The following is a 13,813-nucleotide window of genomic DNA, read 5'->3' on the forward strand; positions in this document are numbered from 1 at the left end:
GTTAATCCGTGCCACAGCAATCGCCCGAATCCGCAGGCTACGAAATTCGGTTATGTCCCTACGGGAAACTACCTAGAGCCAAATCACAGACGTGGTGGAGACCTGGGCTCAGACGCCAGACAGCAGCGCCATGGCGAAATAGCCGGCGGCGACTGCCATCAGAGTTGCGCCGGCCAGCGGCAGCCAGAACCTGATCGGGCCGGCAAATACCGCCAGTGACAGGCGGCCGATCGCATTTGCCGCCAGCGCTGCCAACACCGCCTCACCAATGGTCTCGACAGGGACCGACTGCCTGACCAGACGCAACGCACCGAGCACCGAGACATCAACATCGAACGTGCCCGCCAGTGCTGAGGTCGCCAGCAAACCACGGCTGCCGAATTGAGCAGCGAATGCGGCGTTCGCGGTCGCGACAACTGCGAAGAACAGGGCGAACAGCAGCAGCGGGCCCAGTTCGAATGGGTTGCGTGCCAATCCACTGCTTTTCGGATCTCCGCGTTCGCGGATCAATAGGAGTGCGCCGCAGGCAGCGAAAATGAGCGCGGCAGCAATCGCCGGGATGCCGACCGACACGAACACGCCGGGCTCGATGATCAGAACCACGGCGCAGACGCGGAGCACCGAAACCATCGCAGCCAGCGAAGCCGCCCCGGCGAGCGGCAGAGCATTGCCCGCCGATGTGGCGTTGCGGGCGAGCGCTGCTGTCACCGCAGTGGACGACACGATTGCTCCGACGAGCGAACTGACAAGCAGACCGCGTGTGGTTCCGAGAACGCGGACGGCAACGTAGCCGGCGAACGAAATCGATGCCATCAGCACCGTCAGGAACCAGATTTCCCAAGGGTTGAAGCCGCCCCAGGGATCCATCGTCCGGTTTGGCAGCAAGGGCAAGACGATCGCCGTCATCACCGCCAGGATCAGTGCCGAACGCAGTTCGATCCAGGTCAGTCGCTTCAAGAGCCCGTGCAGGATCTCGCGACTGGCAAGGACCGCCGCAAGTGCAGCCCCTCCGGCAGCTGAAACCCGGTAGTCACCAACAACCGAAAGCGCACCGAGTGCGAAAACGCCGAGCGCGGCGATCACTCCCGTAACACTGAAATCCTCGTCATGAGCCGCCTCGCGCGCCTTGTACCACGCAAAGATCGCGGCGAAGGCGACAAATCCCCCCACCAGCACCGACACCGCGCTAAGCGCTTCCGCCAGGGCAGCGAGAATACCGCCGAGCAGGCCGGATATGCCGAAAGTGCGAATTCCGGCCGTGCGGCTGCGGTCGGGAGCATCCCGCTCCCGCCAGCCACGCTCCAGTCCGACGAGCAGGCCAATTGCCAAGGCCAGTCCCAGCCGGGCGATGAGCGGATCCATGGGAGGCTGTTTACTCGCTCGCTTCCCTGCCTGATACCTGCTGGATCAGGATTCGAAAGAAGATATGCGGCGCGCTGTCCGAAATCGGAGGTATCACCGGCTTGAGGGCGCCTGGCTCCCACCAGTCGGGATGCTTGCTCAGCACTGACCAAGCATGATCGCGCTGAAGCTTGTGACCGACCCGGTCAGGCAGTTCTTCGTAGGAGCCGTCGACAATAACGCTCCTCCAACCTCGGCCTTGGCCTCGCTCATCGACTTGGACCGATACCAGCGGGTTAGCTCGCATCCAGTCGATCTTCTTGCCAGGCATTGAAAACGCATAGAGATGGTTGTCTGCGTGCGCATAGTACAACGGCACGACGTAGGGCTGCCCGTCCTTCGCGCACGCCAGGCGGCCGACACGATTTGCCGTCAGCAATCTCGTACATTCCAGGGCAGAAAGTGTGCGGATCAGCATCGCTGCGATGTCCTTCTTCTCGCGGCCATCCCGTGTCGCTGTTGCTGCCGCTTTGAATCATGGCAATCCCGGTGCTCTCGCTCCGGCTCACAGGCGGCGAAGCGCATAGTCGCGCATCCGGCAATTTCGGAAAATGATTCAGATCAAGGCGCGCTTGCTGTCTCTGCGCATCCTAGGGGGATGTGGAAGCCAATCCTAAGCGCTCCGTTTGGTCGCAGTCTCGAACTGGCCGTCTTCGACGAGGAGGGCGAGCATGCGCTCGTATTTCCCTGCGTGCGAGGGACGGAGGGCTGGAAGAATGCCGCGACGGGCGCACGCATCGACATCGGTCCGACCCATTGGCGCGACTGGGCGCCGGAGCGGTTTGCGGCCAGCAACAGCGACGGCTTTGGCGACCGTCCCTAGGCTTTGGCTTCCACGATCAGTGCCATGCGCACGAGATGCGACAGGCTGCTTGCACTCATCTTGCTCATGACGTTGGCGCGATGAATTTCGACCGTGCGCGGGCTGATTCCGAGATCGTAAGCGATCGTCTTGTTCGGCAGGCCCGACACCAGCCCGTCCAGCACCTGCCGCTCCCGCTCTGACAGCGTCGATAGACGGCCGTTGATTTCCGCGGATTGTGGGTGCGCTGCATTCGCCTGGTTCCGACTATCCAACGCCGAGCGGATCGCATCGATCAGGATCTCGTCGTCGAAAGGCTTCTCGATGAAATCCGCGGCTCCTTCCTTCATCGCCTGAACGGCGAGCGCCACATCGGCATGGCCCGTCATGACAATGACCGGAAGCCTGTGCCCGCGTGCTCTGAGCTGCCGCAGGAACTCGATGCCGTCGATACCCGGCATGCGCACATCGGTGACGATGCAGCCGTCGATATCGTCGGTCGCCGTGGCAAGAAAGGCTGTCGCGGATTCGTGCAGGCGTACGGCAAAGTCGGCGGTCGCCAGAAGAAAACCAAGCGACTTGCGAACCTCGACGTCATCGTCGACCACATGCACAAGATCATTGCCGGCCATTGGCGACTTCTTCCTTCTCAACGATACGCAACGTGAACCGAAAGGCGGTTCCTCCGGCCGGCATTGGCTCGGCCCATATGTGGCCGCCATGTGATTCGACGATGGTACGGCAAATTGACAGGCCGACACCCATCCCTTGCTTCTTGGTGGTGACGAACGGCTGGAAGAGCTGGGCCGAGACCTCGGGCGCAAGACCAGTGCCGGTATCGATCACGCTCACCTCGGCCATCCCGTCGTCCCGAGCGACGGTCACGACGTGCAGTTCACGGCGTGGGGCACCTTGCATGGCCTCGACCGCATTACGCATCAGGTTGAGCAGAACCTGCTGTATCTGGATGCGGTCGGTCAGGACCAGCTCGGCTGCAGGATCAAACCGGTAGCTGACGTGCACGTCTATTTCCCGTGCGCCGACCAGGGCCAGTGACGCGGCTTCTTCGATCAAGGCTGGCAGGCGTTCGACCTGACGCTCGCTTTCGCCTCTCGCGACGAAGTCGCGAAGGTGGCGGATCACATCTCCTGCCCGCAAGGCCTGTTCCGCCGCCTTTTCCACAGCCTCCCTCAACATCGGCGCGTTCTCTTCCGTGCTTCTTTCGAGAAGCCGGCGGCTGCCCCTGAGGTAGTTCGTGATCGCCGTCAGCGGCTGGTTGATCTCATGCGCCAGGGTCGAAGCCATTTCGCCGAGCGCGGTAAACCGCGCCATGTGGAGAAGCTCTTGCTGCTGCTCCTGTATTCTTGCCTCTGCACGGTGGCGTTCGGTCAGGTCGCGACAGAAGCCCGTAAAGAAGCGTCCGGTTCCCGGATGCATCTCGCCGACGGAAAGCTCCATGGGAAAGGTCGAGCCATCCTTGCGCATCCCCGTGACCGTGCGACCGAGTCCGATGATGCGGCGCTCTCCGGTCGTCAGGTAGCGCTGCAGGTAGGCGTCATGCTCGTCGCGATAGGGTGACGGCATCAGCAGGCTGACATTCTGACCTATGACTTCACTGGACTGGTAGCCGAATAACGTCTCGGCAGCCGTGCTGAAAGATTGAATGCGGGCTTGTTCGTCGATGACGACCATTGCGTCGGGCACCGTTGCCAGGATCGAACGCAAATGGTCCTCACGCAGCCGAAGCGCGGCGTTCGCAAAGGAGAGTTCGCTGACATCCGTGCCTTCGACGAAGATCGCGCTGACGCGGCCGTCGTCGGCTTTGATCGGCTGGTAGACGAAATCCAGGATGCGCTCTTCTACCGGCTCGTCGTCCTTGTTGCGAAGGCCGACCTTCACACCTTGGCCCCTGTATGGCTCGCCGGTCCTGTACACATGGTCCAGCTGCTCGAAGAACCCTTGACCTTCAAGCTCGGGAAGTGCCTCGCGCACCGACTGTCCAATCACCCGCCTGTCGCCGATCAGCCGTTGGTAAGCGGCATTGGTCAGTTCGAAGACATGGTCAGGCTCACGCATGAGCGCCATGAAGCCGGGTGCCTGCTCGAACATTTGTGACAGGACTGATTTCAGGATCGTCCGGTCGGCCGACAAAATAGGCGCTTCGTTTTGGCTCACCTGAGGTCCTTGGGTCCGGACGTCTGCAACAACGGCTAATTATCACTCCTCGCCGCACAAGCAAAACGGATCGAGGTCGACGTTTTTCGGATGCAATTGGCGGGTTCTTTGACGCGCATCAACGCACTGGGCGCCGTTGAATGCAATTCATTGGGCATTCCATCGCTTCAACCAAAGGCCCTGCAATGTCCTACAAGTCAATTATCGTGAACCTTGCCATAGACGCGGCTCCTGCGCCCATCGTGAAGTTGGGCGTAGAATTGGCCGAGCGCTTCGGCGCCCACCTTTACGGCCTGGCTGCCGCAGACGTTCCACCGCTGGTCGCCACAGGCAACGGTATGGTCTACGAAGGCGAGGTCATGCAGATCCAGCGAACCGAGATCGAAAAGCGGCTTGCCGGACTGCGGGACGAATTCGAGCGATTGGTTCCGGCATCGGTGAGCAGCGAATGGGGCCAAGCGGTCAGCAGTCCAACCCGCTTCCTGAGCATCTCCGCCCGAGCCGCCGACCTCATCGTTACCGGCGGTGGGGATGGAGAAAATGTCTACCGTGCCGTGGATATCGGCAGCCTTGCTCTCGGCACAGGCCGGCCAGTCCTCGTTGCCGCAAGCAATGTCGAACATGTTTTGGCAAAGACCGTGCTGGTCGCCTGGAAAGACACCAGGGAGGCGCGACGGGCGATAGCGGATGCATTGCCTTTCCTGGCCGGGGCCAACGAGGTCATCGTCGCCACCATCGATAACGACCGCGACGAAAGCGTCCGCGGCAGCCTCGCCGACATCGCGGCTTATCTCGAAAACCATGGCATCATGCCACGAACCGAACTGCTCACTGGCGAGGCTGATGGCGACCGGCTGCTGACGTTTGCGCGCTCGATCCATGCCGACCTGATCGTCTCCGGTGCCTACGGCCATAGCCGCCTACGGGAATGGGCTTTCGGCGGCGTCACCCGCACGCTGATCCAAGACAACGGCGTCAATCGCTTCCTGTCGTATTAAGGTCCGTCGAACCACATTCACCGAAGCCAAGCGCGCTCTAGTCGACGGCAGGAATTAGCCCCATCCGGCGCGCTCGCTTTCGTCAAAGATGGCGCTGCTTTCGCGCTCTGAAGTCGGCAACCGTCAACGCAACCGCTTGCAAGTTCCACTGCTCGAGTCGGTAACGGAGCATCCTGTTGACCGAGATCAATGTCGTCTGCCGCCAACGTAGCAATGATTGCCAAAATGCAGGAGTGAACGACATGACGTTTCTCGACTACCTGATTTCGATTGACGCCAGGACGGCCTTGATGGGCCGCATGATGCAGAGGCTCGGCGTCGACAGACAATTGAAGGTCGTGGCGGACCATGCAGCCGTCACCAATCGGGCGGTGGACCGCTGCCGCTCCTGCGGCCATCAGGACGAATGCGCGACCTGGCTCGACGAACACCAGCATGCCGATGATCCGCCGGATTACTGCCGCAACCGCGACTTGATCGCACGGCTTCAACACGGAGCCGGCCAACGCTAGAAAGGTCACCACAGATGCGTCTGACGGGTCGACGCAAACGGAACTTATGCCGATAGATTTGCATCCCATGGGACCAGGCAGTTTGGACAATCTATTTCTTCTAGAAGCATTTCTGCTCTTTATTGCGCCCGGGCCAACCAATGCTCTTTTGATGGCGGGTGCGGCCAAGCGAGAGAAGGCGATTGCACTCCTGGTCGCACAGGCCTGCGGATACGGGATCGCGGCAGCCTGCTGGTTTTCGCTGCGACCCTTGCTGCCATCCGGCGCCATCCAGGTACTTGAGCTGGTCGCGGCCCTATGGCTCGTAATTCTTGGCCTGCGCCTGATAGGCAGCGACCAGATCGACGCATCCGAAGACGGGGATAGCCTTTCTGTTATAGTAACTACTGCCCTCAATCCGAAAGCCTTTATCTATTGTCTGGCAATCGTGCCGGTGGACGCGAGGCCGTACGAACTGGGCTTCTTCTGGATTGTACTTTTGGTGACCACAGCTGCCACCGGGTCGATGTGGCTTTTGCTCGGTAGGCGGCTGAACGGAAGCAGAGAGATGGCAGACAGGGTCGCGGGCGCGGTGCTTATCGCATTCGCCTTGTTGTTGCTTCGACCATTAATAGCGGTAGCTGCGACTTAGGTTCAACGCGGACATTCTTCCAATTCGAATGTTGGGGTCACTCGATGCGGAGTCCGCAAATTCTTGTAGTGCTGAACTAAGAGACAAGCACCACCGACAGCGGCCCCGCGCAGAAAAGGTTATCCTTGACGGCCCTGACGCCGGCGACGTTTTCGGCGGCGACGATGGCTGCCTGGCGCTCGCGTTCGTCGAAGATCGCACCGCTCAGTTCCACCATTCCTTGGTCCACGGTCACGTCGATCATGTCCTTGCCGGCCCATTTCTGCCTCGCAAGCTCGGCAAGGATGGTCTGTCGGATCTGATCGTCGTCAATGACTGTCGAGCCAGCGTCCGGCAGGACACGGAGCAATGCTCGCAGAAGATCGGAGCGGGTGACGATGCCGACAACCTTGCCACCGTCGACGACCGGAACGCGTTTGACGTGATGGCGCGTCATCAGCTCGACCATCTCGGGCAGCGATGCGCCAAGGGATGCCGTGACGACATCCGCCGTCATCACCTCCTCGATACGCCGTCCGTTGGCTTGAACGTATTCTTCGGCGGCTCTTCCGGGGCTGACAAGAAACTCCAGCCAACGCGAGCGCTTGCGCCTGGTGCCGAGCTCTCCCCGGCACAGGAAATCGCCCTCGCTGACAATGCCGACCAGCGTGCCGTTGCTGCGAATGACCGGAAGGCCGCTGATCTTTTTGGAGAACATCAACCCTGCCGCATCGGAAATCGATGCCGTTGGTTCAATTCCGATGACCGGTGCGCTCATTATGGCTTTGGCTTGCATGCCTGACTCCTCCGACATCTATGGGGGCCATTATCGATGTCCTGTTAGGGACGTGCCTTGATCTGCATCACTTTCGACAACCAGACGTCACTTTTGCTGGTCGTCCCGGTCGATCAGAATCCGCTCCGCCGCGCCGTCGAGATCCTCGTATTGACCGCTCCTCAGCGCCCAAAGGAACCCGGACAGCCCAAGCGCGCCGAGGAATAGGGCCACAGGAATGAGGTAGGTGAGCGTCGTCATGAGGATCGTGCCAGCGCGCCGATGTCGGAGCGCCTGTCAGGCGCGGCGCTTCTTGCTGGGGCGTGCGGCCCAGACCCCTGCAGCCGCAGCGCGTTTGCGATCACCAGCAGCGAGGAGGCGGACATCGCGATCGCCGCGATCAGCGGCGTGACATGGCCGAGAATGGCGATCGGCACGGCAACGGCGTTGTAGACGATCGCAATGGCAAGGTTCTGGCGGATCAGCCGCCCAGCCTTGCGCGAGATGTCGAGGGCGAGGGGCACCGCCAGGAGGCTTTCGCGCAGGAAGACGAAATCGGCGGCATTGCGTCCGACATCGGCGGCGGTTGCCGGCGCGATCGAGACGTGCGCGGCCCCGAGGGCTGGCGTGTCGTTAAGCCCGTCGCCCACCATCAGAACCTTGTGGCCCGCGTTGGTCAGGGCTTCGATCCGCTCGACCTTGCCGGAGGGAAGCAGCGCCGGCGTGAAGCTCTCGATGTCCAACGTCCTCGCAACCTCGCCACAGGCATTGGCGATATCACCGGACAGCATCTCGACCGACACGCCGACATCCTTCAATTGCCCGACCGCCGCCCTGGCATCGGAGCGCGTCGCGTCTTCGAATGTGAAGGATGCGACGATCATCCCATTCTGCGAAAGCACCGTCCCGCCGAAGCCACCATATTTGCCTTCGCCACCGGTCCGAGCTTTCCATCCGGCCCAGCCGCGCCGGCCAAGACGCCATGTGCTGTCCGCGGTTGTGGCTTCGATGCCGAGACCCGGGTGCTCGCTGACAGCGTCCAGCTTCGGCTGGCCGGCAAATCCTGCGAAGGCGGCTATGGCCTTTGAGAACGGGTGACGGGAATGCGCGGCCATGTCGGCTGCCATCGCCAGCATCGCCGGATCGATGGACGACGCGTTGACCAGCCTGGGCTGGCCGAGCGTGAGAGTGCCGGTCTTGTCGAACACCGCGATGTCGATCGCTGCCAGGCGCTCCATGGCCGATCCGTCCTTGACCATGACGCCAGCTTCGAACAGGCGGCGCGCCGCGACCACTTGCACGATCGGCACGGCGAGGCCGAGCGCACATGGGCATGTGATGATGAGGACGGCAATGGCGATCGTCACTGCCTGGTGCCAGTCGCCGGCTGCCGCCATCCAGCCAAGGAACGTCACGAAGGCGGTGAGATGGACCACCGGCGCGTAGAGCGCCGAGACGCGGTCGGCGATCCGGCGGTAGTGCGCACGACCGCCTTCGGCGGCCTCCATCAGCCGGACCATTTCCGCCAGGAAGGATTCTTTTGCGGCAGCGGTCGCCTCGATGGTCAGCGGACCGGTAAGATTGAGCGTGCCGGCCTGAACCTGTTCCCCGGACGCCACGGTTCTCGGCGTGCTTTCGCCGGAAACCAGCGAGCAGTCGAGGTCCGACGTTCCTCGAATGATCCTGCCGTCGACAGGCACCCTTTCGCCGGCAGCGACCAGCAGCTGCATGCCCGGTTGGATCTCCTCGACAGGCAGGTAGTCGTTGCTGCCGTCATGGCGCAGCACCATGGCGCCGCGTGCCGCCAGCCGCGCCAGTCCATTGACCGCCGTCCGTGCCCGCTCGCGCATCACGTGATCCAGCGTGCGGCCAATCAGCAGGAAGAACAGTAGCGACACCGATGCGTCGAAATAGGCGTGCTCGCCGTGGGTCATCGTCTCGTAGAGGCTCATGGCATAGGCAAGAGAGACCCCGACCGCGATCGGCACGTCCATGTTCATGCGGCCGTGGCGCAGCGCATTCCAGGCAGAGCGGAAATAGATGCCGCCGGCGAAGGCAAGCGCCGGGATGGCGATCAATGCCGAGACCCAATGGAAGAGGTCCCGGGTCGCACCTTCAGCGCCGGACCAGACCGAGACCGAAAGCAGCATGATGTTGCCCGCGGCAAAGCCGGCAACGGCGACGGCGCGGATCAGTTCCGAGAGCGTCTTGTCCTTGCCGGCAGCCTCTGGATCGAACAGGTGCGCGTCATAGCCCAGCCGTCCAAGCGCGGCGACGAATGATGGAACCTCCTCGCCGCGCCACCGGACCGACACCCGTTTCGTCGACAAGTTGACGCGCGCGCCCTCGACGCGGTCGAGCTTTGCAAGCGCGGTCTCGATCGTCTGGATGCAGGCAGCGCAATGAACCGTCGGCACCGAAAGATCGGTCTGGCGAAGATCGTCGCCAAGCGATCGGCTCGCCAGCCTGACTTCTTGGCTGGATGGCAGGGCGGATATGCTGCTTTCCAGGTCCAACGCCATTTCAGCGCCCGGTGCACAACAGCTCATTGCAGCGCTCCATGGGAAATCATGATTCTACGGACGTCGCGATAGGGTTCCGCGAGACCGGCATCGGCGTCGATTTCGACAATCCAGACGCCATCTCTCGGCGTGTGTTGCGCGGCAAATTCCTGGCCCGCAACAGAGGCCAGAGTGACGGCCTTGTCCTCTGCCTCGTAGGCGGGGTGACGAAACAGAACCTTCACGGCGCGCAGGGGAACGGGCTTGCCGGCGGCATCGCTGAGGCCGTAGTGGACCTCGCCCCATGCGATCGTCAGTTTGCCGGTCCAGCCGAGTGCCGCTTGCGCACGTCCTTCCTCCGCTTTTCGGTTGAACTGCTGGCTGGCGACATAGGTGTTTTCGACGACGAGGCCAGTCCAGCTCTTGCTGGCCAGCGTCGCCATGGCCAGATTGACGCCAATCACCACCCCGAAGAAGCCGAGAATGATGAACAGCATGTGCCTGCCGGTGAATTCGCGGGATTTCGGCGAATGAGCGCTCATTTGGCGATCTCCGGAGCATTGAAGGTGGCTATGTATTCGGCGGACTCGAGCCCTGCCTTATCCTCGATCCGGAACGTGAAGCTCTGCGCTGTTCCCTCGATCTGATCCGCCGGTTGGCGCACGAAAACCTTCAGCGTCTTCAACCGGTCGGGATCGGCCAGGGTGGCGAAGGACCGTGCGGGAGGAAGATCGACGCCGACCGCGCTCATCTCGGCGCCCGGCAGGCCTTGCAAGGTGACGACGATCATCCTTGGCTCGGGGATCATGTTGAGCAGCTTGACGGTGTAGCCGTTGCGGATCGAGCCATCGGAGAGCGTCACGAATTGCGGGTTGCGATCGTGCAGGACGTTGAGCTCCAGCCGCTCACGGGTCAGCAGCGAATAGAGCAGCGCGAGCCCGACCGCCGACCAGGCGCCCAGATAGATGAAGGTGCGCAAGCGGAAAATCTTGCGAATATGGAAATGCGCCAATCTGTCAGAAAACTTGCCTTCATCCGTCCTGACAAGGGAGGGGTTCACCGGGGAGGAACCGCCCGCGGTCGCCACCGCCATGTTGGCGTTGTAGTCGGACAATGTCGCATAGGAGATCAGCCCGCGCTCCTTGCCAAGCTTGTCCATGACGCCGTCGCAGGCGTCGATGCAGAGCGCGCATGTGATGCATTCGAGCTGCTGGCCATCGCGAATGTCGATCCCCATCGGGCAGACGGCGACACAGGCATTGCAGTCGACGCAATCGCCGACAGGCTGGCCGGCCGCCCGGACCTTCTTGGCATGACGCGAACGAGGCTCGCCGCGCCAGTCGTTGTAGGTCACGGTGAGCGAATTCTCGTCGAGCATGGCAGCCTGGATGCGCGGCCAAGGGCACATGTAGGTGCAGACCTGCTCGCGCATCAGCCCGCCGAATGTGTAGGTGGTCGCCGTCAGCACGCTGATCGTCACGTAGGCGACCGGCGCGGCGGTGCCGGTGACGACCTGGCCGATCAGTGTCGGCGCGTCGGCGAAATAGAAGATCCAGGCGCCGCCGGTGGCTACCGCAATGACCACCCAGATGGCGTGCTTGGTTACGCGCAGCACCAGTTTGCGCGCCGTCCAGGGGCCGGCATCGAGCTTCATGCGGGCGTTGCGATCGCCTTCAATCGCCCGCTCTACCACGAGAAACAAGTCGACCCACACGGTTTGTGGACAGGTATAGCCGCACCACGCCCGGCCGACGGTGGACGTGATCAGGAAAAGACCGATGCCGGCCATCATCAGAAGGCCGGCGACATAGTAGAATTCCTGCGGCCAGATCTCGATGAAGAAGAAGTAGAAGCGGCGATTGGCAAGATCGAGCAGCACAGCCTGGTCGGGGGCAAACGCCCCGCGATCCCACCGCAACCAGGGCGTCAGGTAGTAGATGCCCAGCGTGATCGCCATCACCAGCCATTTGAAGCGGCGAAAGCTGCCTGAGGCGCGCTTGGGGAAGATCTTCTTGCGCGGGGCATAGAGCGGCTGCCTGATCCTGGCGGAATTGACCGCTTCGGCTTCGAACCGCTCTATTTGTGTCTGATCCAGCACCACTATCTCCACTCGCGCAACCGATGATCCTGCCCGTGTGAGCATTCTTGCCGTGGGGCGGGTCGCGTCGCGTTGATGCAGGTCAATCTTCAGATGTCGGAAAAAAAATCGAGGCCCGGCATTTGGCCGGGCCTCGTCGCTTGGGCGACCGAGGGCCGAGAACAGGCCCCGCCTCCTATTCTCCGCCGCCAAGCGAATGGACGTAGACAGCCAGCTCCTTGACCTTGGTCTCTCCGAGGCGACCGATCCAGGCCGGCATCACGCCGTGTTTCGGCGCGCGGACCTGGGCGGCGATCGCTGTTTCGCCGGATCCGTAGAACCAGATCGCATCAGTCAGGTCGGGCGCGCCAAACTCCTTGTTGCCTTTTGCGTTGGCGCCATGGCAGGCCACGCAATTTTCCGCGAAAACCTTGGCGCCGGGCTCGATCAGACTTGCATCGTGAACCGGGCCGGAGAGGCTGGCGACATAGGTACTGACCTGCGTGGCCTGCTCCGGCGTGATGATGTCGCCAAAGGCTGGCATCTCGGACTGGCGCGTATCGGGATCCGAGGCGAAGCGGATGCCGTGCGTGATCGTCTGCTGGATCTGCTCTGCGCTGCCACCCCACAGCCATTCGTCGTCATTGAGGTTGGGAAAGCCGGCTGAGCCTTGGGCGCCCGAGCCGTGGCACTGCACGCAGTTGACCTTGAACGCGGCACCACCGGCCGCGACCGCGAATTCGCGCAGCGCGTCGTCAGCAGCAATCTCGGAGACGGTCTTCGCCTGGATGGCGGCGACATACTTGCCTTTGGAGGCTTCGGCAGCCGCCAGGTCATTCTTGACATCGTTGCGGCTGGAATAGCCGAGCACTCCCTTCGTCGCGGAAGACAGCATCGGCCATGCCGGATAGGCGATGGTGTAGCCGGCCGCCCAGGCGATGGTGATGTAGAAGGTTATCACCCACCAGCGGGGAAGGGGGTTGTTGAGTTCCTTGATGCCGTCCCACTCATGGCCGGTCGTCGAGATGCCCGAGACGTCATCGATATCGTCTTTGCTCATGATCAGTCGTCCTTGAGAGGAATTCGGGCGGCCTCTTCGCTCAGCCTGCGACTGCCGGGGCGGAGCGCGAAAGCAATGCATCCTACGAAGAAGAGAGCCATTGCGAGCAGCGCCCAGCTATCGGCGAACTCCCGCATGAGGTTGTAATCCATGGTCATTCTCCTCAGCGGTAACCGGCGGCTTCGTCGTAGGTCTTGAAATCGACCAGCGTGCCGAGCATCTGGAGATAGGCGACCAGCGCATCCATCTCGGTGACCTGCTGCGGATTGCCGTCGAAGTCACCGATCCTGGCCTTCGGATAACGTTTCTCCAGGCCGGATGTGTCGGCACTCGGGTCGGCCTGTGCGATCACATCGGCATTGGCGCTGGCGATCATGTCATCGGAGTAGGGGACGCCAACGCGCGCGTTCGCAGCCAGGTGCGTCGAGAAATCCTTCACCTCGATCTGCGTGTCCTTCAGGAAGGCATAGCTCGGCATGATCGATTCCGGCACCACCGAGCGCGGGTCGGCAAGATGCTGGACGTGCCATTCGTTGGAGTAGCGGTCGCCGACCCGGGCAAGGTCAGGGCCGGTACGTTTCGAACCCCATTGGAACGGGTGGTCGTACATGGACTCGGCCGCCAGGCTGTAATGGCCGTAACGCTCGACTTCGTCGCGGAAAGGCCTGATCATCTGGCTGTGGCAGAGGTAACAGCCTTCGCGCACATAGATGTTGCGGCCTGCGAGCTCGAGCGGCGAATAGGGCCGCATGCCTTCGACCTTCTCGATCGTGTTGTCGAGGTAGAAGAGCGGCGCGATCTCGACGATACCGCCGACCGTCACCACGAGCAGCGAGCCAACGAGAAGAAGCGTGGCGTTCTTCTCGATGATTGCGTGTCTGTCCATCAAGCCCATTGTCTGG

General features: G+C 61.9%; 16 protein-coding genes. 4 read left to right on the top strand and 12 right to left on the bottom strand.

Annotated elements, in window-relative coordinates; all coding sequences use genetic code 11:
• Nucleotides 1–108: 108 nt before the first annotated feature.
• Both AC1RUK_RS09140 and AC1RUK_RS09145 read right to left on the bottom strand, forming a co-directional pair.
• On the bottom strand, nt 109–1,362 hold the full coding sequence (locus tag AC1RUK_RS09140) for an MgtC/SapB family protein (protein WP_481835877.1): 1,254 nt from the start codon (nt 1,360–1,362) through the stop codon (nt 109–111).
• Nucleotides 1,363–1,372: 10 nt separating this feature from the next.
• A complete protein-coding gene (locus tag AC1RUK_RS09145) occupies nt 1,373–1,819 on the bottom strand; it encodes a pyridoxamine 5'-phosphate oxidase family protein (RefSeq protein ID WP_481835876.1) in 447 nt (148 codons plus the stop codon).
• A gap of 180 nt (nt 1,820–1,999) precedes the next feature.
• Between AC1RUK_RS09145 and AC1RUK_RS09150 the strand changes: the two genes are divergently transcribed.
• Nucleotides 2,000–2,224: a hypothetical protein gene (locus AC1RUK_RS09150; RefSeq protein ID WP_436172043.1), complete on the top strand. Its 225-nt coding sequence runs from the start codon at nt 2,000–2,002 to the stop codon at nt 2,222–2,224.
• Here AC1RUK_RS09150 and fixJ read toward each other — a convergent pair.
• Together fixJ and AC1RUK_RS09160 are read right to left on the bottom strand one after the other, a co-directional pair.
• A complete protein-coding gene (fixJ, locus tag AC1RUK_RS09155; protein ID WP_436172042.1) occupies nt 2,221–2,835 on the bottom strand; it encodes a response regulator FixJ in 615 nt (204 codons plus the stop codon). The two genes, AC1RUK_RS09150 and fixJ, sit on opposite strands and share 4 nt — an antisense overlap.
• Nucleotides 2,822–4,312, bottom strand: a complete 1,491-nt coding sequence (locus tag AC1RUK_RS09160) for a PAS domain S-box protein (protein WP_481839539.1) — start codon at nt 4,310–4,312, stop codon at nt 2,822–2,824. Before AC1RUK_RS09160 ends, fixJ begins: the two co-directional genes overlap by 14 nt.
• Before the next feature lie 251 nt (nt 4,313–4,563).
• Between AC1RUK_RS09160 and AC1RUK_RS09165 the strand changes: the two genes are divergently transcribed.
• The 3 genes from AC1RUK_RS09165 to AC1RUK_RS09175 all read left to right on the top strand — a co-directional run bounded on the left by AC1RUK_RS09165 (nt 4,564) and on the right by AC1RUK_RS09175 (nt 6,519).
• Nucleotides 4,564–5,376, top strand: coding sequence for a universal stress protein (locus AC1RUK_RS09165; protein WP_481835875.1), 813 nt, complete (start codon nt 4,564–4,566; stop codon nt 5,374–5,376).
• Between the two features lie 176 nt (nt 5,377–5,552).
• Nucleotides 5,553–5,888 carry a DUF6455 family protein gene (locus AC1RUK_RS09170; RefSeq protein ID WP_436172040.1) on the top strand — a complete coding sequence of 112 codons (336 nt, stop codon included), beginning with the start codon at nt 5,553–5,555 and terminating at the stop codon, nt 5,886–5,888.
• Between the two features lie 82 nt (nt 5,889–5,970).
• The gene (locus tag AC1RUK_RS09175; protein WP_481835874.1) at nt 5,971–6,519 is read left to right on the top strand and encodes a hypothetical protein; all 549 of its coding nucleotides are present in this window, start codon (nt 5,971–5,973) and stop codon (nt 6,517–6,519) included.
• Between the two features lie 76 nt (nt 6,520–6,595).
• Here the strand turns inward: AC1RUK_RS09175 and AC1RUK_RS09180 are convergent, their stop codons facing one another.
• From AC1RUK_RS09180 to ccoO, 8 genes are all read right to left on the bottom strand, one after another.
• Entirely contained in the window at nt 6,596–7,294 is a 699-nt protein-coding gene (locus AC1RUK_RS09180) for a CBS domain-containing protein (protein ID WP_481835873.1), read from the bottom strand.
• 87 nt (nt 7,295–7,381) lie between these two features.
• Complete coding sequence (gene ccoS, locus AC1RUK_RS09185; RefSeq protein WP_481835872.1) at nt 7,382–7,534, bottom strand: cbb3-type cytochrome oxidase assembly protein CcoS; 153 nt, start codon at nt 7,532–7,534, stop codon at nt 7,382–7,384.
• Nucleotides 7,531–9,822: a heavy metal translocating P-type ATPase gene (locus tag AC1RUK_RS09190; RefSeq protein WP_481835871.1), complete on the bottom strand. Its 2,292-nt coding sequence runs from the start codon at nt 9,820–9,822 to the stop codon at nt 7,531–7,533. Before AC1RUK_RS09190 ends, ccoS begins: the two co-directional genes overlap by 4 nt.
• Nucleotides 9,819–10,316, bottom strand: a complete 498-nt coding sequence (locus AC1RUK_RS09195; RefSeq protein WP_481835870.1) for a FixH family protein — start codon at nt 10,314–10,316, stop codon at nt 9,819–9,821. The genes AC1RUK_RS09190 and AC1RUK_RS09195 overlap by 4 nt, the downstream gene beginning before the upstream one ends.
• Nucleotides 10,313–11,872 (bottom strand): cytochrome c oxidase accessory protein CcoG, encoded by a 1,560-nt coding sequence (gene ccoG, locus AC1RUK_RS09200; protein ID WP_481835869.1) that lies wholly within the window; start codon nt 11,870–11,872, stop codon nt 10,313–10,315. The genes AC1RUK_RS09195 and ccoG overlap by 4 nt, the downstream gene beginning before the upstream one ends.
• Before the next feature lie 175 nt (nt 11,873–12,047).
• Complete coding sequence (gene ccoP / locus AC1RUK_RS09205) at nt 12,048–12,911, bottom strand: cytochrome-c oxidase, cbb3-type subunit III (RefSeq protein WP_481835868.1); 864 nt, start codon at nt 12,909–12,911, stop codon at nt 12,048–12,050.
• 2 nt (nt 12,912–12,913) lie between these two features.
• Complete coding sequence (locus AC1RUK_RS09210) at nt 12,914–13,063, bottom strand: cbb3-type cytochrome c oxidase subunit 3 (RefSeq protein ID WP_481835867.1); 150 nt, start codon at nt 13,061–13,063, stop codon at nt 12,914–12,916.
• A gap of 11 nt (nt 13,064–13,074) precedes the next feature.
• Complete coding sequence (gene ccoO, locus AC1RUK_RS09215) at nt 13,075–13,806, bottom strand: cytochrome-c oxidase, cbb3-type subunit II (protein WP_481835866.1); 732 nt, start codon at nt 13,804–13,806, stop codon at nt 13,075–13,077.
• Nucleotides 13,807–13,813: the final 7 nt, after the last annotated feature.

Source organism: Mesorhizobium monacense (assembly GCF_056781675.1).